Here is a 21,423-nt window from a genome sequence, read left to right on the forward strand (position 1 = left end):
TTCTACACGACGCCAATCGTGATCGTCGAGGGACCGTTTAGAAGCCCTTCAAAAAGTATCTGATCCGTAGGGAGGCGCACGCCAAAGGACGGCGACAGCCAGCCAAGGCCTGTTGCTTCATCGCCGCGTACAATCCTGGCTCTTAGTGGACCGATGCTAGCGATCCGTGCGACGTCACCGTCCTTGTTGGCAATCAGGACCTCGGTGCGATCCGTATCGACCGTTGATCGGCAGCATGGGTCGAGCAGGAAAGATACAGTAACGTTCTTGCCGGCAGAGGCTCCGATAAGTTCATCAATGATCGTGAAGCGAGAAGCGCCGTCAAACTGCACAGTTCGCCGGTGTACAAGACCGTATTGTGCAAGGTAGCCATCATGCTCGGCGACAATACGCGAAACCGGGGCGCCTTCGGACGAAACCAGCCGCGCGTTGGCCTTAGTCGCCCAATTGAAGGGACCTGAAGGGCGACTTGATCCGGTGCCGTCAAGAGTCAAAGTGTTATGAACTGAGGTATGCCTGAACAGATCCCGTAGATCCCTGCTCGAATGATACAGGTATGTTCCAGCATCAACGATGACAGGCTGGTTGCCTGCAGAGAGCCAGATGGCGAGGGTGTCGGCGTGGCCATGAGCGGCGATCGACAAGTAGCCGACTGGCCCATGATCCAACGTCAGAACTATAGGTGCCTTATGGCTGCTTCGGATTACCGAGTAACCCCCGCTCGTAAATGAACGTGTTCCAGCCGGTTGTGTTGGTGATGCCGCGGCGGATCCCAGAACTGCATCGCGAATACCCGGATCCTTGGCCGGTGGAGCGAGACCCGGGCGGCCTACGCAACCCGAAACCACCGCGACAAGGGACGCGACATACCTTGGCTCAGGCGCTTGCGTTGTCGCGATTGCACGGCAATCGTCGAAATCGCCGATCGCAGGTACTCTTGCGTCGGCGTCCATCAGCCAAAGAGAGTGCTCAGCCCAAGCCGAGAGCCGGTCCTTGGTAGCCGCCGGCAAGTTGCGTTCGTATCCAAGTGCAGTGGCCGCAACGAGGAATAACTCGATCGAGAATGCAGTATAACCGGGAGATTGTTCGGCACCCACGCCGTCCGGATGAACTTGCTGATCGATCTCGACGAGCAGCGCGCGCCAACTATTCTCGCGCAATGTGACAGCACCGGGAAACCCGGGAGCCATCGTCGAACCGACGATCAGTCCTGCAAGTTCGGCAATCCGGTGATTATTCGCGGAAGAATGCAGCGATGGAAATCGCCTGATCCAGTCGACATGTGCAAAGAAGAAACGAAGCGCCGCACTGCGCGTGGCGGCGTCAAGGCGTTCTATCCCTATGATGGAAAGCGCAAGTGCAACGGAAATGGTGCGAAGCGCCAGCTCGATTCCGGAATTCCAGGCTGGACCACGAAAAGGTGGATTGCCCGCCATCCATGATCTGATCAGGCCAGTAGCCAAGAGGGCAGGCTGCCGATCATTTTTCAGCACTGCATCGGCGGCAAGCGGGACTAAGAATTGCAGCCGATTGAGCTCCCAGATGCGTTTTATCTCTCGCGTGCCGATGCCATGTCGGAAAGAGATGTCAAAGGTGAAGGCGTCCCATTGGGGAAATGGTTCGCCATCGTCCGGATCAATGCGCCAAAATCCGGGGGCAGCCGGCATGACAGGCGGCTCTGGCCATCGGGCGCCGAGGAGATGAAAGCAACCTGTGCGGACGCAGTCGGCTTCGCGTGCGATGAGCGAAGAAATATCCAGCGAAGCGGCATGAATCCGGGAGGCGACGCCAGGCATCATCGCCAACGAACCAACTGGCTCAACTGCCTCCCAGCCGCGACTACGCTGACGCGAAGCCTGCTTGGCGGCAGCCTCAACGAGCCGGTGAGCAATCTCGGCCGGGGCCATTGCTGCAAGGCGGGCATGGTACCAGGCTAACCGGTCCAGAACGGGTCTCGACAGCAGTTTCAGATCGTTGATGCTTTTCATGCCGACTGCTGCGACCACCGACCCATCCACTTGTGCAGCTACTATAGCCGATAGCGTTTCGCCTTGAAATACGTGGATCTGACACCCCGCGATCTCTTCGGGCTAGCGGAGCGGCACAATGTTGGTAGCCCTTCATGGCGTATCGGTCCCCTCGGGAGGTTGTGGCAGATTCAAAGATAACCAGGAAACTTGAAAGTTGCGACCCCCTAGGGAGCGCTCGCGGATGTTTGTGAACGCGCTGTTCTTCTTCCTTATGTTTAGGTGCGCTACCGATATCCTTAGTCCCGAGGATAAGGGAACAGTGGTGGTGGCTCTTTATGTCGTTGTAGCGGTAGGGCTGACGGCCATAAGGATTGCTCTATCGGGGAGCACTCGCGGGGACATGGCTATTTGCCTTGCCGTCTTCTGGCTGGTGATCGTCAACCTGCTCTGGATACCTGCCGCAGCGACCCCACAACTCTATTTTTCCGTAACAGTCCTGTTGCCGATCATATTCCTGCTGTTCCTGTCGCGCTGCAAGCCGTCAATGTTTGTCGTGCTACGCAGGCGTGCTTTGGTATATGGCACACCCGTGTTGTGCGGACTATTGCTCATTTTCTTTCTGCGCGCGGGCGGGCTCGACGCAGATCTGTTGACCAGCCTCAATGAGCAACCTTTCCATGTCGTCGCCCAGACGATAGCCAAGTTTTCAATTTTGATTATCAATCAGTGGATCGGGCTTCCGATCGTTACATTGATCCTGCTAACCGCTTTTAACGTCCGATCCGCCCTCCTGGGTTTCCTTCTGGCATTCTTGATCAAGAAATACAGCTCGTTCAACCTGAGAGCGTTTCTGGTGACGCTCGTCGTTTCGGGCGCCTGTATCGCTTTCCTTCTGTCGAACTCCGAACTGATGGACGCCTTCCTCCAGCGAATTCTCTATCGAGATCGGAATTCCTTCGAGCAGGACACCACGAACTTGACGAGCGGGCGCGACGAAATTTGGCTCTACTACGGTCAAATGCTGGAAAAGTCATCGTTGCTGGAGTTGCTGTTCGGGCGTGGTGCGATCTGGCTATACGGATCCTTCCCGTTGTCTGCGCATAACGACCTTCTCAATTTGATGGTTTGTTACGGACTCGCCGGCACAGCAGCCGTCCTCTATGCATGGTACGTGATCCTATCGCGCTTGGATCCTGAATACAGGATGGCCTGCATTGCGTTGTTCCTCGTGCTTTTTGTCACGAACGGTGTGATATTCCATCAGTCCAATCTGTTGTTCGTGCTTTTCATGGCCGGGAAAGGACAGAAGGAGCTATCCGGGATCATGGATGATGAGGTGATCAGGCAGCGTTGCTTTCCGGCACGTGGATGAGCTCGATGCTGTCGTTGATGCGACATGCGATGAGCTCCGCAATCGATTTGTACCGCTGAGTCATCGTGAAGTCCTTGATGCGGCGACCCTCAGCTTGAACACCGTCGGCCTTGCGGCTGCGACGATGCGCTTTGGTCCGCCGCCACATTTCACCATGCATCCGTCATTGGGGAACAGCCCCCTTGGTCCCACAGGGCACGCCGTCTCCGCAGGGAAATCCATCCCATATTTCGATGTCGTCGACCCACTGATACAACGGCAGAGATCCACCAGCATAGACTTGCGTTAGCATAATCCGGTCTATGGGATCGTTTCCGCCAAGCAATGGTCCGAAGTGATCGAACACTATCTGTCCATTGATGGCTTGCCACGCTCGACCATCGCGTTGAGAACTCCGGTGCCAGAAAATTTCGAACTTGAACCATTCCCCGATCGGCACCGGAGCGGTGCGGTTCGCAACTTTCCAGAACTCCTTGGCCACACCACCCGAATGATCGTCCGTTTTCAGATACCAGTAAGGCTTGTTCAAACTGTCGGTGTAGATATAAGTAATCAGCCTCTGCTGTGCATTGGTCTTCCATTCGAAGAGCACCCACCAGCTGTTTGGCCCAAGCCGCTCCAGAAGGTCAGGCTGAAGTTTGATCCATTGGCTGACGTAGAGGTCGCCTTGCAAAGCGGTGGTGGAGGGCGTGAGAAGAAACGGGGTTTGTGTTGACCTGCCGCCGTGCTTCCGTATCTCACTATACAGAACCGAGGTTGGCCGACCGTGAGGCCCCGCGGCTCTTTGGAGTTCATTGAAGACATACGTGCTGACCGTGTCTGGCGTAACGGGCGTGTCGGCGAGCAGTTGAAGCTTTGCGCCGCCCTGCCAAATTTCGGGTGGCCAGCTATAGCCGGTCGCTGAATCAGAACCCTTGATGTCCTGCCAACATGATGTTTCACAATCATAAGGTTCACCCAACAGCAGGCTCCCCTCGAAGCCCGACTTGAAAAGAAGCCGGGGGGCGTCGGTTGGTGAGGCCGGTCCAAGGACAAGAAAGAGAGGACTCAAGCCCAGACAGATGCGGGCGATTAAGCCAAGTTTTAGCGAACTGACTGTCCGTGAGAGTAATCCTGATCCATCAAACTTGTTCATGCTGAGAGCAATTTCAACGGGCATCCTGAACCTGCTAGTGTACGCCTCTGCGAATCCGAAAATTTCGATCACCAGTCCCGATGATCTGCTCGTCCAGCCGCGCTTCATACTTGTCGAACGTCAAACTGGATGAAGACGGTGAGGGCAGGGTCATGGCGTCTGCACCGCCTCGATGGTACCACTCATTCGAGCCGTGAAGCCTAAACGACTGCCAAATCCGATTCTGGGGAGTGCAAATTGACTCACCTTGTGATCGTACAACCGCCCTTGTCGCGTTGTTACCGCAGTTTGAAAGCCAACCTCGTTCGCCAGATGCTCTTCACGAGGGCCGCACGCCGCGGGGCCGCCATACGGATATGCAAGGTGCCGAATCGGTAGTTGAAGCAGATTTTCAAGATAGCCACGGTTATCGGCCAATTCTGCCCGCGCTGAAGGCTCGTCCAGGGTGGCAAGCGCTGCATGTGAGGTCGCATGGCCGCCGATTGACGCGAGTGGATGACGCGCAAGCATGCCAAGCTCGCGTTCGTCCAGGAAATATTCGTCATTCAATGCCGCTAGCGAAATCCCATTCTCAATAAACGTCGGCGCGAGCATTGCGCTGCGCCGGTAATCCTGGTGAACCCATTGGCTCACCTCGGCCAATGCCGATGTCTTGCTTCGAACATCAGAACATTGGAATTGCCGGCCCAATGCGTCGATTGTAACCTTGTCGCTCGAGAGGAACAATTTTCGCAAAGCGAGCCACCAAGACTGCATGGTTCGCGTTGGGGCGCCAGTGGGAACGTACATCATGAACGGCGCGTTATGGCGCTCGAGGATTGGAAGCGCCACCGAGACATTGTCGCGGTAGCCGTCGTCGAAAGTCAGAACAGCATAACGGCGCGATTGATCGTTCCTTGCCAGTTTCTCAAGACACTCGTCCAGGCTGACGATTGACCATCCCTCTCGCTGCAGCCAATTGAGTGAATACTCGAAAAGCGAAACTGACATTCCGGTCATCAACTCCGACTGGCAATCTCGCTGTATCTCATGAAATAGAATGATAGCGGCTCTGGCCGCGAGGCGTGCGCGCAAGAAAGGCAGTTCTCCAATTCGACTGGCGCCGTAATACAGACAGTTTTTCAGAATCTGGTTCATTAGGACCACTCAGCGGGTGCTGACGCCCCGTGCCGATGACAGTTGCTCGGGCTCGAATCCACCCGTTACCTCTTCTGCTGTTACGGTCGTCCCGGAGGTGCCGACCTCATTGAGCCAGTGTAGGTAATAGCGTTGAGAATAAAAACACATCGACGAGTTCACCGGTAGCTGAGTAGCTACCAATTGTGGGTACTCCTGAAAGGTGGTCGGGACCCGCATACAATGCGGCCGCGTCAACTCGCCGGTTAACGCTATGAGAAGCGCGCCTGTCTATTCGGCACGACCTGCCCCGATACGATCTCATCAATCGGAACCGGCGCCAGGGTGCATGAGGGTCAAACCCAATAATCGTGCTGGCGATCACCGGGCGCCGGCGGTCATCGAGCTTGAACGGTCGGCTCGGCGCCTTTCCGCCCGTGAAGCTCCCTGCCACACGCCTACGAGTTTATCGACGTAGGCGCCGATCTCAAATTGGATGGCATGCTGGGCGCGCGCTTGAATCCCGAGCCGGGCACGAAGCGCGGGATCAGTTAGAAGCCGCCCCAACGCTTGCGCCAGGGCCGGGGCGTTCTTCACAGGTACCAAGAGGCCTGTCCTTTCGTGCTCCACAATCTCTGGCAAGGCACCGACTGGAGTGCACACAACGGCCAGTCCATGAGCGAAAGCTTCCACCACGCACATTGGTAGGTTCTCGACCCAGGAAGGCAGAACAAGAATATCAGCCTCCTGCAGTTTAGCCGTTACACCGCGGTCATCGAGCCATCCAGGTACGCTCACGCGTTCGGCAAGCCCAAGGCGTTCGACCAAAATACGGGTCTCTGTCACTGCTCCATCACCGGCAAGCGTTGCTTGCCAGTCATTGCGATGCCGAATCATCTCGAACGAATCGAGGAGCTCGCCAATTCCCTTGGCTGGGCCAAGGCGGCCGAGAAACAGGATTTTGACCGGGCCATCGGCGTGAAAGTCATGTCGCCGCTTCCTGGTCGAATTGGGCATGATGATTATGCGGTCCGCCAGTTCCGGCAAATTTGTAACGATCAAATCTGACCATACCCGACCGAGAACTATGACGAACTTGGCTTTGGAAAACAGAATTTCTATCCGACGGCGCGGAAATCCATTGCACGATTCCCAGAAGTGACCGAATTCACCTGAATGTAGATGGACGACGTAGGGAATGCGCAACGCTGACGCGACTGCTGCAACGATAAACTTCCGGTATGCGCTCATATTCGCAGAAAGATTGATGTGAATAACATCGATCCCTTGCGACGCTTGCAGGTAGATTATTCTAAGAAGCGCCCAGGCTAGCACGATGGGCGACAGATATATGTTCGCTCCGCGGCTGGCCACAAACCGAAGATCGACCTCGGCACGCGGGTGCTCGCGAAATTCATATCGGATGGAATCCATCATGCGATCGATGCCACCTTTCCCTCCTTCACCGAGGGGGGTGACCACCACGACGTTGAGCCGCGACGCCGATTGCTTATGAAATTTGTTAAACATCTGTCTCTGCAAGACCTCGGTCAGCTATCGTTCTCCAGGTGGCCCACTCGCCAGGCCCTATCCCCGAAGCCGCGCAATGCACGGGCGGTAAGGCACGTGCCCGTAATCCATGCACTAGCGGTGAGAGGCCGCACCGGCTCATCGAAAGCCGGCTTCCTGAAATCTCGTGATCGAAGCGCCCTGGTCCACCTTCATGCGGGCACCCGTTTGGTGCGTTTCAAGACACCGAGCAGCGCCGTGGTGGCGGTGAGATCGATCCCTTCCTTCGCATAGATGTAGGCCGCCATCGATGCCCTGTTCGCCACCCACGCGATGGCGACAACGACCGCTGTTCCCCAAATCCCGAACTTCCAGGTCGCGCCGATCATGGCCATGAACCCCAGCGCGGAAGTGACGACCATGATGTACATAGCGGCGCGCTGGTGACCGGTCATGTTCAGCGCGATACTGCCGACGCCGAAGTATGTTGATACCAGCATGCCGACCGACAGGACCATCAGGACGCCGTGAGCGCGGACAAAACTTTCTCCGAACGCCATCAACACGGTGTCGCCGACCAGGGCCAATGCCACGACGCATACAAGAACTGCGAGAAAGGCGCCCAGTGTCGCACTCGACATAACACGTGTGATCTCCGCGCGACGGCCCTCGTCGAACAGGCTCGCCATGAGCGGTGCAGCGGGAACGCAGAAGGTCGCCAGGAAAAAATCGAGAAGGAGCGCGATCCGATTGGCGGCGTAGTAATATCCGGCGGATTCTGGACCAACCATAACCGAGACGACGACAATGTCGATTGCAACGAACAGGACGAGGGCTGCGCTGGTCACCCAGAACGGTGCTGAAGTGGAGAGGGTGTCGGCAATGCTCTCCTTCGATCGCCTCGCCGCCGTGGTGAACAGTCTATTATGGCCGTCGGCGAGATGTCGTAGGTAAACTTCCGGAATGGCGATCAGCAGGATCAGGACGCCGGTTGCGATCACAAAAACATCTGCCGCTTTCAGTAGATGGCCATACGTTGCGAAGAGAGCTCCGCCCACCAGTATGATGAACAATCGCCACAACACGTCCTTCGGCACGAGGGCGAGATAGACGGAGCCGAGCGCGCGACCGACAGAACTCTGCATCTCGATCAAGGCCAATGGCAGTATCAGAAGCAGGCTCGTGGAATACTCCCAGCGTCCAAATATTCCTCCCCGGCCGTGCGCGACGACGAATATCAGGACCGCGATCATGGTCGCTGCAATACTGCCCACGCATGTCACACGAACCCGCCTTGAGACGATCGAGCCGATCGCCGGATAGTCTTTCCGGGCCGCGAGACTTGGTATTTCCCGCAGCACAAGAAGTTGCTGACCGACGAGGCCAATCGTCGAGGCGATCAATCCGAAGGTCATCAGCGATACGAGAACGCCATACTCCTCGATGCTCATCATTCTGGCAAAACATACGCCAAAGGCGAACGTGACTACTGCGCCAGAGCAACGATAAGCGAAGGCAAGTACAGACTTCCCAAAGAGGGATCCAAGCATCCAAGGCCCTCGATTCACTTCATTAAACAACTGCACAAAGCAAACTGCCATGTACGCTTCTTGCTATATACGCTTCGTGCTGCGCCGAGGGCGTGCTCTACCGCGTCACCCTTGTCGGCTCCACTCGACGATGAGGAGTAGGAGTCCAGGAGATATGCCGCTGTGAACAACTACGGCTGGCGCCGACGATAAAAAATCAACAATGAGTTTGTTATATCGAGGACGCCCCATTGAGTATATTCGTGCTGCCGGATCGAGCCGCGACCCTTTTGGATTACCCCTTCCGGTTCGTGCCGAAGGGAGGCCGGCTGAAGCGTCGCCACCTTGAACCACCGCTGTGCCCGAGCCCGGCCGTGACGTCGTCATCCTCTCGACTCGATCACGCGTCCAGGCCGCGCCTGACCCCGCCGTGCTCCGCTACCCCTCCGGGCTCCTCCCTCGGATTCTGGCGTCGAAGCGTCGACAGGGCCGCGGGTGTATAGTTCTGTTTGCCCGGCGCCGCGTCACCTTGCTGAAGGACCACCACTGGCGTGGTGCCGCCCCCCCGGGTGAGGAAGCCTCGATCTGACAGATCGCGCAGCATTCCGATGGCAACACCAAGAAGCACGCCCCCCATGATCGATATTCCAAGCACGATTGCCGATTTCGGCGAACTGGCGTTCATTGGAGGGGCCGCTTCGATCAGCAGATACACTTGTAACGTCGGTGTGGATTGCTGTTGCGCCTCCATGTAACGCAGCACACGAAGAAAATTATCATAAGCCTTTGCGGTGGATTCCACGGCGGCTTCGAGTTCGGGGAGGTCACCTTGCATTTTCGACGTCAATTGCGGTGGGGGTGTTCCTGGATCGACAGGCTCTGCGCTCTTGTTCTTACGGTAATTCGCCAGAGCGTTTTGGGCGGCTGACGCTTGGCTGCTTAATTCCTTTATCTGATCCTTGACCCATTTCTCACTTCGCAAAGACGATTTGATTCTTGCATCCATTTGCGCCGCAATATGCATCTCCGCAACGGTGTTCAGGATTTGTGCCGCGCGCTCAGGGTCGACGGAGTCGAAGGCAATCTCGACAATGTACGTAGTGCCGACGCGCTTGGCCGAAAGCTTGCGATCGAACGATTCGAGAACGCGTTGCATCACGCTGGATTCCGTGTCTGGCTTAATCAAGCCGAGCAGCCGGAATTTCGACCTGATCGTGCTGCGCAGGCCGCCTCTGGTAAACTCCGGATCCTCTGTTAAGCCGAGCTTCCGTATCACGGTGCGAGCGAGACCTTCAGACTTTATAACTGCGATCTGACCTTCCACCATCGTTGACGCGGATGCGGTGTCTCCTGGAGTCGCTTTCGCATCCACGACGAGTTTCGCGGTGGCGGTAAACGTCGGTACTGCAACAGCGAGGTAGAGTAGAGCCACACTAACCGTTACAAAACACGTCAGCAACATAATCGAGAGGTGCCGCCGTATGAAGGCAACCCCGTCTAGCAGGGGCTCGATTGGCGAGCGAGACTCAGGCGGCGTAGTATCCTGATTTGCGGAGCTATCAGTTCTAAAAGTCTGCTGCATTTTCACGTCCCAGCCCTGCTAGTTGTACTACCGCGGTTCCGCGCAACGGGCGCAAATGGGACACCACGGATACCCAAGCCTGGTGCGCTGTGCGAATTACCAAATAAAAGGTCAGCTGGCGGAAGATGCGGCAGCCGGAGTCGCTTTAGTAGGCGTTCCAATACACCTTTCTGGAAAAGAAGGTCATGAGTACGATTTTGAGATCGAGAAGGAGTGACCAGTTGTCGATGTAGTAGAGATCGTGCTCCACACGACGCTGCATCTTATCGAGGGTATCAGTCTCGCCACGGTATCCATTGACCTGAGCCCAGCCGGTAATGCCAGGCTTGACGTTGTGGCGCCGGGAAAATGACGAGATCAGCTCAACGAACACCTCGTTTTGCGCGGTCGCGTGTGGGCGGGGCCCGACGAGCGACATGTCACCGGCCAGGACATTGAACAACTGCGGAAGCTCGTCGACATTGGTTTGGCGCAAGAGCCGTCCCAGACGAGTTACCCGTGGATCGTGTCTGGTGACAGGGCTGAAATTGTCACCATCCTCCATCACGGTCATTGATCTGAATTTGAGCACGCGAATGGGCTCGTTGTTGTAGCCGTGCCGTGTCTGGCGAAAGAACACCGGTCCTGGCGCATCGAGCTTGATCGCGATCGCAACGATGACGAAGAGGGGGCTAAGCATAATAAGCCCGGCGATTGCAGCAGCGACGTCGAATGCACGCTTTATTGCCCGGTTGAAGGGAGCGAGGGGACACTGGAAGATCCGCATCGTCACCATGTCGCCGAACTGAGTGACCCGCGACACGGCCATGAGATCGATGGATCCAACAGGGAGGACGTGAACGTCAACTGGGAGGTCTGACAAGGCGCCGGCGAGCGCGAGAGCAGACGGAACATCCGCTTCCGAAGGCAATATGACAATGTCATCTGCGCGGAGGGGCCGGCAGCTTGCGACAAGCTGGCGTGCATCAGGTAGCACTTGGACCGCGCTGGGGAGCGCCGATCTCGAGGCGTCGCTGCGTAGCGTCGGAAAATCAAACGAGTGGATGGTCCGAATTCCGGTATCCATTGCCCGAACGGAAAACTTCAGGCAGTGCCCCTGGTCTCCAATAAGAATGATGCGCCTGGCGTCGATCAGCCCCGTTGCAATGGCGCGGCGCAGTAATGAGAACCATACCGCCCGTGTGCCAAGGACCGTGAGAAGGACACCCACAGCTTGGGCTATGACGGTGGCGCGGGAGTAGCCTTCTGAGACCTTCAGAACGAATAGCGTCGAGATGAGGAAGGTGAACACGAAGAAGACCCCGCTGGCGCCGCTCCACAGGAAGACGTGCCGGGGCTGCGTCTGGATCCGCGAATATTGCCGGAGCCCTATGGAAAAGAGCAACTGCAATGCGGAAATCAGAAGAGATTCCTGAATGTACTTGGCAGCGTCCGGCGGGCTCAGCAGGACTAACCGATGGTAGAGGACGGCTGCGGAATAGGCCGCGACGGTTACGAGCAGGAATTCGGTAGCTGCGGCCAACACCAACAGGACAGCCAATCGGTTCCTGCCGACGCGTGCCGGGATTGCCCTGCCGACGCCGACCGAACGTGCCGGCAACTCGGTAGAGGCCGGCAAATTGGTAAAGGAGGCATAACTCATTGCACTCTGCCACCCAGTCACTTCGTGGCCAAACCAGTACCATCGGAGTCGCCGGCTCGAACTTGCAATAAATGGGTACGGAGGGGTAACCACGATGGTCGATTGAGCTGCGGCAACGCGGGACTAGAATTGTCGGAACGTAATCCGCTCGCAATGTTCAGCACGGATCAATCGGACAGCGAAGGAGAGGCACTGAGCGGCCCAGCGCCAATGAGGGGAGCAAGAACGGAAGTCTTGCGGAGCGCCTCTTTGGACCGTCGCTCGGGCGATAGCGATGCAGGCACGCTGCCTTCCATCGAGAGATTTGAAGAACTTCACCCATAGACTACGTCCATGCAGGGAATTGCTACCATGCCGAACTCTGGACTGCGCAATGATTTCCATATCGATGTCTTCGGCAGCAACCTGGGCCGCAGCATCAGCAGCATCAAATGGGGCCTGGTGGCCGTTGGCCTGACGATTTTCGCTCCCCAGGCAAAGGCCGAGTATCGGGTAAGCATCGGAGACGTGCTGGAGGTCTCGGTGGCGGGCGTGCCGGAGCTGCGGCATCGTGCTGCCGTCCAAATGGACGGCAATATTTCGTTGCCACTGGTCGGAATGCTTCCCGTAACCGGCCTGCCCTTGCCGCAGGTCCGAGACAAGATTAGTGCCGCACTGGCGAGCAAGGTGTTTCGACAGCGCGAAGCCGTCATCGTGATAGACGCGGATCACGTCACAACGATGGTGGCGGAATACAGGCCGTTATACGTAAATGGGGACGTGTCGAAGCCGGGCGAGTACCCTTATCGTCCGTCCATCACGGCACGCCAGCTCGTCGCGGTGGCAGGCGGCTACGACATCATGCGTATCAGAATGAATAATCCGTATCTCGAGTCGGCGGATTTGAGGAGCGAATACGGATCGCTTTGGACAGATCTTGCCAAAGAACAGGCGCGGATGTGGCGCGTCAAGAATGAGCTCGGACAGGCGACGCAGCTCAATCCAGGCATTCTGACGGACGTGCCCATCGCTCGATCGGCGATTTCGGAAATCGTCAATGCAGAAACGGAATACCTGAAAACGAAGCAGAGTGACTTTCAACAGGAAACGGCATTTCTTCAGGGTGGCGTGCGACGGGGAGACGACGAGATCCGCGTGCTCTCGGAGCAGCAGAAGAAAGAGGAAGAGGGACTTCACTCAGACCTCGAAGAACTGCAGAAAGCATCCGATCTCTTCGGCAGGGGTTCTCTGACCAGCCCTCGTGTTACGGATGCCCGTCGCGCGGTGTTGCTGTCGTCAACCCGGAAGTTGCAGACCACTGCGCAACTGCTGCAGGCCAAGAAGCAGCAGGAGGAGCTCACCAGAAAGCTGGCAAGGCTTGACGATCAGCGGAGGCTCGATCTGCTCCGTGAGCTGCAAGACACCAGCGTAAAGCTCAACCAGATTCGCGAGAAGCTGCAGAGCGTTGGCGAGAAGCTTCAGTACACTTCGATGGTGCGATCACAACTCGCACGTGGAAGCGGTAACAAAACGGAGATCGCCATCATTAGAAAAGGCGACGCGGGCCAGGAACGGATTGTGACAGGCGAAGATACCGAGTTGCAGCCGGGTGACGCAGTCGAGGTCACCTTGCGATACCATGACCGTCCTGACGCTTCTCCCCGAAGCCTAAGCAGTTCAAGTATCCCGTCAGGGATAGGCCGGATCGAGACGACTGGGAACGATTCGCTGCGCGTCGGGAGGAGGTGACGGGGGCTGCCGCGACGGAAGTGTGGCGGGCTTCGCCCTTACGGCATTCGCCTGCGCCGCGACACGCCTTGGCGCGGCTGCCGAAGTTTTCTCGCAGATCCGTGATCGCGAGTCCGAGCCTGGAGAGCGAAGCCGGCGCCCAAGCATTCATAGCACGGAAGCCGGTTGAACGAATGCGGAAAGTGGCCAAAATGATCTTGTTGACTGGCGGCGCTGGCTACATCGGGTCCCATGTCTGTGTCGCCTTGCTGGACGCCGGGCTCGACGTCGTCGCAGTCGACAATCTCGCCAACAGCAACAAAGCCTCTCTCCAACGGGTGCAATCCATCTGCGGGCGGTCGCTTATCTTCCGGCACGCTGACATCCGGAATGAGGAGGCAATGTACGAAATACTACGTACGTGCGGGGTGACTGCGGTTATTCACCTTGCGGGGCTGAAAGCCGTGGGCGATTCCCACATTCGGCCCATGACGTATTACGAGAACAACGTCTTGGGAACGATGCGACTCGTGTCGGCGATGAAGAGGGCGAACGTGAAGTCGCTCGTCTTCAGTTCCTCCGCAACTGTTTACGGCGTACCCAGCTATCTGCCGCTCGACGAGAAGCACCCGCTCGGACCGACAAATCCGTACGGCCGTACGAAGTTCTTTATCGAGGAAATGCTGAGGGATCTCTACAGGTCCGACGACGATTGGCGGATTGGTATCCTGCGCTACTTCAATCCGGTTGGCGCTCACGAAAGCGGACTCATCGGAGAAGACCCGCTGGGCGTCCCGAGCAACTTGTTGCCGTTTGTGGCGCGAGTGGCGATTGGAGAACGAGAAAAGCTGCTGGTTTGGGGAAACGACTATGACACTCCGGATGGCACCGGTATCCGCGACTTCATCCATGTCGTCGATCTTGCATCCGGTCACCTGAGTGTCCTGGGCCACCTGAAACGGCCCGGAGTGCTCACGGTCAATCTTGGAACTGGCAACGGCAGCAGCGTTCTGGAAGTCATTCGAACATTTGAGGCGGTGAGCGGCAGGTCGGTTCGCTATGAGATCGGGGAACGCCGGGCAGGTGATGTCGCCATCTGTTATGCCGACCCGACGTTCGCGAAAGAGGAGTTGGGTTGGAAATCGGCGCGATCGTTGGAGCAAATGTGCGCGGACCATTGGCGTTGGCAATTGCAGAACCCCAACGGTTATCGTGGTATCCAGCTTGAGGTCCAGGAGCGGCGGTCCAGGCATGCCGGCCGTCGCCGGCCGTCGCAGCCGAGCGTCCGCTCCAGGGGTGTTGAGCAAGCACCGAATTGTCCGACCACATGAGCGGGCCTGAGGACGGGTTGCGGCAGCCTATCAGAGGTAGTCCGTTAAGACCCGAAATCTCCAGGCCTCACAACGTGACTTGCAGGTAAAACGGCGACGCTAAGGACAAACGATGCCGCACTATCGTGTCTACGTTTCGGACGAACATGGCCGGTTGGTGGGCGTGGTCAACTTTGACTGTACTGACGACGATGCAGCGAAAGAGCGCGCCAAGCAGCTGGGGAACGGCTACGAGGTGCAGCTTTGGCGGCAGGTCGCGCAGTTCAAGTTTGAGAATCCGCCGGATCGATCCAAGCGGCGGCGAGGCGCCCTCGCGCACTAGGACCAGCGCAATCACGCGCCACTAGCATCCCGTGCTCCTGAGGGGTGGCGAAGCTGGCTTCCTTGCCCGGGCGCGACGCCCCATCCGGGCAAGCCCCCAATTCAGAGGAGGCGTGCGGCAACCCTGGCGCGCTGGCACAGCAACCATTCGTCCGGATTCCTTGCCGGGGCCAGTGACTCGCGCGAGCGCGCTGCTAACCGCGGCGGTACCGACTTTCAAACCCTCCGCGTGCTGCGCCAAAGCGTCCTTGGGTTGACGTCCTTGGGGATCATTCGATCGAAACGCGCTACGTCGGCATGGCTTGCCTCGTGGTTAACCACGTCAACTGGCGCCGGCCCCCCGATTTGCTTGATTTCGGAGATGGCAGCGATCGGAGTCGAATGTCGCTCACCCGCATTTGAGATTGAGGGCTGAGAGTTGCTGCTTGCCCGGTTGTTCATCCCCCAGATCGCCGCTTGTGTCCGGTTCTGGACCCGGATCTTGCGCAGGATTGCCTTGACGTGGACCTTCACGGTCGCCTCGGCGATATCGATTTTTCGGGCTATGCATTTGTTGGACTCGCCTTCGATCAGGCCGCGCAGGATCGACTTCTCCCGAGGGGAAAGCTGCGGCGCGATCGTGTCCTCGGGTGCAACGAGGATTGCCTCGCCGTTTTCGTTGCTCGGCGCCGCCTCAAGCACATGGTTGCCTTTGGAATCGAGAAACAACGACAGGAATTCCGGCGGAAAAAATGTTTCACCCATCATCACCAACTCTACGGATTTGATGAATACGTCGCACGTCATGACGTCGACGAAGAAACCGTTGGCGCCCGCCCGAAATGCCGAAACCAGTTCATCTAGCCGATAATGATCGGCCACGATTGCAAAGCGGCCTCCCGGATACCTCTCCCGCAAGAGTTCGATTTGTTCTAGGGCGACGCTGAAATCGTCGCCGGTGTGGACAATGAGAAACAGCAATTGGTTCGGCTGGAGCTTGCCGGACGGCAGATCATCGGCGCACGATACCGAGGCGGATGTGCGACAATTTGCTGCGCGTAGGACTCTAGCAATTCCTTCCCGGATTAAGATGCTCCGTCCAACAAGAACCGTTGAAAAAGATTTCTGCCTCTGCATTTTACTCTCCCAGCCAGACGCAATTGTTTTGATCTATGATTGGCTTGTTCTTCAGTCGGTCGTCTTCTTCAGTCGTTTTCGCTCCTTCCTTCACAGGGTTCTCGTTGGTGGAATTGAAGGGCCTCGTATCTGTGATGCTTGTTTTCTTTCGTTCGCAGGAAATTAACTTGGCAGTTTTCGAGGGTTCGGCATTAATAAAGCTTTTACGAATGTTAGAATCGAATTTCGCGTATCCCTATATACCTTTGGTTATAGTACTCGCGCGGCCAGATGGATGTCGTTCATAGTGGCGAACGACCTTTTCCTCCGCATTCTCCGAGCGAGTTGATCGCGGGGCGCTGGTCTAGCGTTGTAAAATTTCTACGCTGCTGATGGGTGGCCAGGCGCGGATGCGCTGGCGGGAGAGAGCTTCAAATGATGGAAAGCGAAACCGAAGTAATCTGACACTCGAAACCAGTCCGTAATACTACGGAAGCACTTCGAAGGAGTTACATCTTTTGACGACGTAGACAGGCTGACAGATTCAGGACGCGGATTAACCTCGTTTTGCGTTGCGGCAACAAAAGCGGTGCTTTGTTGGAAATTTGTTTCGAACTCGTTTAGGCTAGCAAGGAAACAAGCGGGGGCGAGTGGGGTTTAACTTATTGGGGGACAGGCTGAGGAAGGCCCGATGCGTTGTACAAGCGTAGTGATCGCAGACCGGTATCCAATCGTTCTGCAGGGGTTGAGCCACCTGCTTGGCGCACACAGCGACTTCAATATTGTTGCGAGTTGCAGTGATGGTGCGAGTTGCATCGAGGCGCTGCGGAAGTTCGGGCCGGACATCGCAATTCTCGGCGTTTCAATACCTGGCGTGACCAATTCGGAAATTCTCTCCATCATCAATTCCGAGAATCTTTCCACGCGACTGGTCTTTTTCACCGCATCTGATGAAGACTGCGAACTGGTTATGGCAGCTGCGGCCGACGGCTACAGCGTCATGAGGAAGGATGCGGCGCCCGAAGCTCTGCTGCAGTCCTTGCGCGAGGTTGCGCCAGGTCAGCGGTTGTTGCCGCTGTTTTCGCCTGAGCAAACGATAGCTCGGGAGCAAAGCGCGGTCGCCGAGAGTGCGCTGACAACGTTGACGGACCGCGAGCGCCAGATCATGCGCCTGGTGTCGGAAGGATTGTCGAACAAGGAAATTGGCCGGCGGCTGAGTATTACCGACGGCACCATCAAGGTGCATCTTCATCACATTTTTCAGAAGCTCGAAGTCAGTAACCGGACGGTGCTTGCGGCGCTCGCGATTTCGCAGAGCGATCGCGCGGGAGCCCCTGAAGACAAGCCCGCGCAGCCCATCTCTTCCGATTGATGCAAGTTGGGAACAGGCTGAGCGAAAATCCGTGCCGGTCAATCAATAAAGGTAGCCTGGAAGTACCAAGTTATCGGCGACGTCGATGCTGGATTACACATACCGTCAGCACGGCCGGCCATTTCGCATGAGACGATAGCCTCATCGGTATTGGTGGCGCGCTCTAACCCAATCGGGTGAGGCGAAATTCTCGCTTTCAGTGCCGCTTAGCCAGGTGGTCTCGTCCTGTGTCCAGGGCTGGCGGCACGACTTCAACGTATTCGCGATGAATTGTGGTCGGCGATTTATTTCCATCGAACAAGACGCTGACGCTATTAACGCAGACGCTCCCTCCAACAATCGTGCCCGTCTTGTTGGCAAGGCGCGCGCAGCGTGACGCGCCAAGAGCGCTCATTCGAACGCGAACGCCAACCGATAGATTGGACTTCATTGGACAATCCAGGCTGCAATCGACGCAGTGCAGAGCTATTCATACACATAACGATATTCGGCTTGATGCGGCTCAACCGGAGCATTTCCTTGGCGCAGAAGCGGGTTTTAAGGGTGCCCCCATTGGGTGGTAGACTTGGCGCGTCGTCTGGCGACAGTCTAGGTTCGATTCGTGCACGTCTTGATCAACGCGGGCTGTGTGCGCCGGCGCACGGTCATCGAAGGCCTCAATCAGGGCGAACGAACCGTTATTCAGATATTGTTCACCCGTTGCTTTCGTGTGTTTTCGAGCGGAGGCAAAATGCGTATTGCTCTGCCATAAGCGGGCATTGTCTGGTGCATAGCTGTTGCGATTTGGATCGCCTTGGGCACGGCGCCATAGCGGACGCTTCGGTATCTGGCAGTGGCGTCGCTGTCCAGGCATCGGCCTAAGCCTGCCGGAGAATGTAGAGCGCGGCCGGATTGACAAGTGGCATGACCGGCGTTGAGGCGTGTGTCTGGACGACGACGCCGAACATATCAAACCTGTGCTTAGAAATTAGGGGGTACGTCCTGTAGCCCGTCGCCGTTTGCTACTTTCTCCCGCTAAGGTGATAGCGCCAAGGAGGAGCCAAATGGACGGTCTAATGCCGGTTGCGCCGGACGTAGTTCATTACGATTCGAAGCGGCGAGGGGAATTTGCTGGCGGGGGAATCGCCTCGTGCGCCCGCGAGTGCACGCTGGGCCAAGTCATCGGTCGGACTGCCAGCCGGTTCCCACACCAGCATGCGATCATCTCCACCAAGTTTGCGCCGCTGACGTACCACGCTCTTCAGCGCCAGTTGGACGGCATCCGCCGGAAGCTGCGTTTGGCTGGGTTCGATTGCAAGGCCCGGATCGGGGTACTGATGCCGAACGGCGCGGAGGCGGTTCTCGCCATCGTGGCCGTAGCCTGCTGCAGCATCGCGGTTCCTCTTGATCCGCGACTGTCCGAAGCGGAATTCGATCAACGTCTCGACATGCTGCGCCTGAACGCTCTCCTCGTGCCGCAAGGCAGGGCCTTTGAAGCGCATCAGGCCGCTGAGCGGAGAGGGCTCGTCGTGATCGAAGCCGCTCCGATCGGACACGGTCAGCTTGGACTAGATATCGCCGTGCAGGTCTCCAACTCCCCCGCGATCGACGCTGAGCCTGATCCGGGCTCGCCTGCCTTCATCCTGCAGACGTCGGGCACGACCGCGCAGCCAAAGCTCATTCCGTTCAGTCATGGCAATATGCTGGCGGCGGCCGCACGGCTTCAGGCCTGGTTCGGCCTCACACCTGAGGACCGCTGCCTGAGCGTGTCGTCCCCCTACTATTCCCATGGGCTCAAAGTAACGGTCTTCACACCGCTGCTGACGGGCGGCAGCATTGCCATCCCGGCGAACAGTGCCATCGTGGCGCTCGATGAATGGCTCGATGTCCTGCGGCCGACCTGGTACTCGGCGGGTCCCACGCTCCACAATGCCGTGCTCGACAAGGCAATAAGCCTTGAAGATGCGCAGGCGGCGCACACTCTGCGGTTCGTTGTATCGGGCGGCGCGCCACTCCTGAAGGAGGTGCAGATCGGCCTGCAGCTCATTTTGGGCGTGCCGGTGCTGGAACATTATGGTTCCAGCGAAGCCGCGCAAATCGCGAGCAACCTGCCGCCGCCTGGTCCAAACAGGCCAGGGACTTGCGGGCAACCTTGGCCTGATACCGTGGCCATTGTTGGTGAGGATGGACATCCCTTACCAGCTGGCGAGCGGGGCGAGGTCTGGGTTCGTGGCCCCACCGTGATGTCTGGCTATGTCGATGCGCCGGAACTCAATCAAGCTGCTTTCAAAGAAGGTTGGTTTCGCACGGGCGATATCGGCAGCCTCGACCAAGACGGCTTTCTGTCGTTGCACGGGCGCCTGAGCGAACTGATCAACCGCGGCGGTGAGAAGATCGCCCCTGCCGAGGTCGAATCCGCGCTGCTACGCCATCCCGCCATAGCCGAGGCCGCAGCTTTCGCAATCCCCCATCCACGACTTGGCGAGGACGTCGCAGCCGCCATCGTTCCCCATCCCGGCGCGCAGACGACACCTGCGGAGCTTCGCCAGTTCCTGCAACGCGCGTTGGCCTCGTTCAAGATTCCGCGGCGCATTCTGATCCTCGACCAACTGCCAAAGGGGGCGACGGGAAAGGTTCAGCGGCGACGGCTGCGCGAGTCGCTCGACCGGCTGTTGGGTGATCAGGGGGCGATGCCCGCGCCTGCTGTGAACAAAGGGCCATTGGATCTGGAAGCTGAATTGCTGAAGCTGTGGCGGAGGCTGCTCAAGTCCGAGGCTGTGACGGTCGACGATGACTTTTTCGCCAGCGGTGGTGACTCCCTGCTGGCGATGGAAATGCTCATCGAAATCGAGCGGCTCATCGGCCAGCCCGTACCGGAAACGATTCTGTACGGGGCAGAAACGATCCGCCAACTTGCCCCCAAAATCGCCATGCAGACAGGCACCCCGGCGACGCCGTTCTTCCAGTTCGGCGCCATTGGTGATCGGCCTCCGCTGTTCTTTTTCAACGGTGACCTCGTCAGCGGCCACTTGGGTGTGCGGCGGATGGCAGAGCTTTTCGGGCCCGATTGCCCGATCATTTCGATCGATCCTCATGGTCTTCGTGGGGAGCGGATTCCGCCGTCGATCGAGGCGATGGCCGCCGACCGCCTGCCGCTTATTCTGGAGAGGCAGAGCAGCGGTCCTTTCCTCCTGGCTGGCAAATGCAACGGCGCCATGGTGGCGTTTGAAACAGCCCGCCTGCTGATGGCAGCCGGCCACAAGGTTGATATGGTTGCGATGATCGACCCGCCGACCGTCAGTGCCCGTCCGGTGCCGCGGGCGATCATCCGGCTGATGAAGCCCCTGCTTCCGTCTAACCCTTTGCGCTGGGCGTATGAAAAAATGGCGGAGCTGGAGCGTCGCTCCAAGGCGTCGACGAGCGCGCCGATTACGACCGTCGAACTCGAGATTCCGCCGGCGTTGTGGCGCGCTTATTCAGCCGCGATGGCGCAATATCTTCCGGCACCGCTCGAGGTCCCTGTGACGTTTTACGCGGCCGAACACGACGGCCGGGCGTGGCGGCATCTCAGTTCTCAACTCGACGTGGTCGAGGTGCCTTGGGGACATCATGGCTGCCTGACGATCGGCGCTGAACAGCTGGTTGATCATCTGCGGCAAAGAATTGACGTTCTGGTTGACGGCGCGCCCTCCGCCATTGAATCGCATACGTCGCCGTCCGGCCGACTGGCTTTCGACCGGGCTACCGGCCGCCATTGAGGGAG

The 21,423-nt window shown here is 57.7% G+C and carries 14 protein-coding genes; 6 read left to right on the forward strand and 8 right to left on the reverse strand.

Annotated features, from left to right (window positions below):
- Nucleotides 1-2: 2 nt before the first annotated feature.
- Nucleotides 3-2,006, reverse strand: a complete 2,004-nt coding sequence (locus ACSQ84_RS29545) for an alginate lyase family protein (RefSeq protein WP_436215255.1) — start codon at nucleotides 2,004-2,006, stop codon at nucleotides 3-5.
- 205 nt (nucleotides 2,007-2,211) lie between these two features.
- On the opposite strand from ACSQ84_RS29545, the gene ACSQ84_RS29550 reads away from it, so the two are divergent.
- Nucleotides 2,212-3,342, forward strand: a complete 1,131-nt coding sequence (locus tag ACSQ84_RS29550) for a hypothetical protein (RefSeq protein WP_436215256.1) — start codon at nucleotides 2,212-2,214, stop codon at nucleotides 3,340-3,342.
- A 163-nt stretch (nucleotides 3,343-3,505) separates the two neighbouring features.
- Here the strand turns inward: ACSQ84_RS29550 and ACSQ84_RS29555 are convergent, their stop codons facing one another.
- The 6 genes from ACSQ84_RS29555 to ACSQ84_RS29580 form a co-directional block, all read right to left on the reverse strand.
- Nucleotides 3,506-4,501 (reverse strand): hypothetical protein, encoded by a 996-nt coding sequence (locus ACSQ84_RS29555; protein WP_436215257.1) that lies wholly within the window; start codon nucleotides 4,499-4,501, stop codon nucleotides 3,506-3,508.
- A 126-nt stretch (nucleotides 4,502-4,627) separates the two neighbouring features.
- On the reverse strand, nucleotides 4,628-5,614 hold the full coding sequence (locus ACSQ84_RS29560) for a polysaccharide deacetylase family protein (RefSeq protein WP_436215258.1): 987 nt from the start codon (nucleotides 5,612-5,614) through the stop codon (nucleotides 4,628-4,630).
- Between the two features lie 360 nt (nucleotides 5,615-5,974).
- Nucleotides 5,975-7,123, reverse strand: coding sequence for a glycosyltransferase family 4 protein (locus ACSQ84_RS29565; protein WP_436215259.1), 1,149 nt, complete (start codon nucleotides 7,121-7,123; stop codon nucleotides 5,975-5,977).
- A gap of 191 nt (nucleotides 7,124-7,314) precedes the next feature.
- Complete coding sequence (locus tag ACSQ84_RS29570) at nucleotides 7,315-8,703, reverse strand: oligosaccharide flippase family protein (RefSeq protein WP_436215260.1); 1,389 nt, start codon at nucleotides 8,701-8,703, stop codon at nucleotides 7,315-7,317.
- A gap of 328 nt (nucleotides 8,704-9,031) precedes the next feature.
- A complete protein-coding gene (locus ACSQ84_RS29575) occupies nucleotides 9,032-10,213 on the reverse strand; it encodes a GumC family protein (protein ID WP_436215261.1) in 1,182 nt (393 codons plus the stop codon).
- Between the two features lie 145 nt (nucleotides 10,214-10,358).
- On the reverse strand, nucleotides 10,359-11,855 hold the full coding sequence (locus ACSQ84_RS29580) for an undecaprenyl-phosphate glucose phosphotransferase (RefSeq protein WP_436215262.1): 1,497 nt from the start codon (nucleotides 11,853-11,855) through the stop codon (nucleotides 10,359-10,361).
- A 351-nt stretch (nucleotides 11,856-12,206) separates the two neighbouring features.
- Here ACSQ84_RS29580 and ACSQ84_RS29585 point away from each other — a divergent pair, with 351 nt between their 5' ends.
- From ACSQ84_RS29585 to ACSQ84_RS29595, 3 genes are all read left to right on the forward strand, one after another.
- Nucleotides 12,207-13,583 (forward strand): polysaccharide biosynthesis/export family protein, encoded by a 1,377-nt coding sequence (locus tag ACSQ84_RS29585; protein ID WP_436215263.1) that lies wholly within the window; start codon nucleotides 12,207-12,209, stop codon nucleotides 13,581-13,583.
- Between the two features lie 191 nt (nucleotides 13,584-13,774).
- The gene (gene galE, locus ACSQ84_RS29590) at nucleotides 13,775-14,893 is read left to right on the forward strand and encodes a UDP-glucose 4-epimerase GalE (RefSeq protein ID WP_436215400.1); all 1,119 of its coding nucleotides are present in this window, start codon (nucleotides 13,775-13,777) and stop codon (nucleotides 14,891-14,893) included.
- Between the two features lie 112 nt (nucleotides 14,894-15,005).
- Entirely contained in the window at nucleotides 15,006-15,215 is a 210-nt protein-coding gene (locus tag ACSQ84_RS29595; protein ID WP_436215264.1) for a hypothetical protein, read from the forward strand.
- A gap of 215 nt (nucleotides 15,216-15,430) precedes the next feature.
- Here ACSQ84_RS29595 and ACSQ84_RS29600 read toward each other — a convergent pair whose 3' ends face one another.
- Nucleotides 15,431-16,330, reverse strand: coding sequence for a LuxR C-terminal-related transcriptional regulator (locus ACSQ84_RS29600; protein ID WP_436215265.1), 900 nt, complete (start codon nucleotides 16,328-16,330; stop codon nucleotides 15,431-15,433).
- A gap of 670 nt (nucleotides 16,331-17,000) precedes the next feature.
- Here ACSQ84_RS29600 and ACSQ84_RS29605 point away from each other — a divergent pair.
- A complete protein-coding gene (locus ACSQ84_RS29605) occupies nucleotides 17,001-17,681 on the forward strand; it encodes a LuxR C-terminal-related transcriptional regulator (protein WP_436215266.1) in 681 nt (226 codons plus the stop codon).
- 1,043 nt (nucleotides 17,682-18,724) lie between these two features.
- Nucleotides 18,725-21,418, forward strand: coding sequence for an AMP-binding protein (locus ACSQ84_RS29610; protein ID WP_436215267.1), 2,694 nt, complete (start codon nucleotides 18,725-18,727; stop codon nucleotides 21,416-21,418).
- The last annotated feature ends 5 nt before the right edge of the window (nucleotides 21,419-21,423 follow it).

This window comes from Bradyrhizobium sp. LjRoot220, assembly GCF_964252915.1.
Lineage (GTDB): Bacteria > Pseudomonadota > Alphaproteobacteria > Rhizobiales > Xanthobacteraceae > Bradyrhizobium.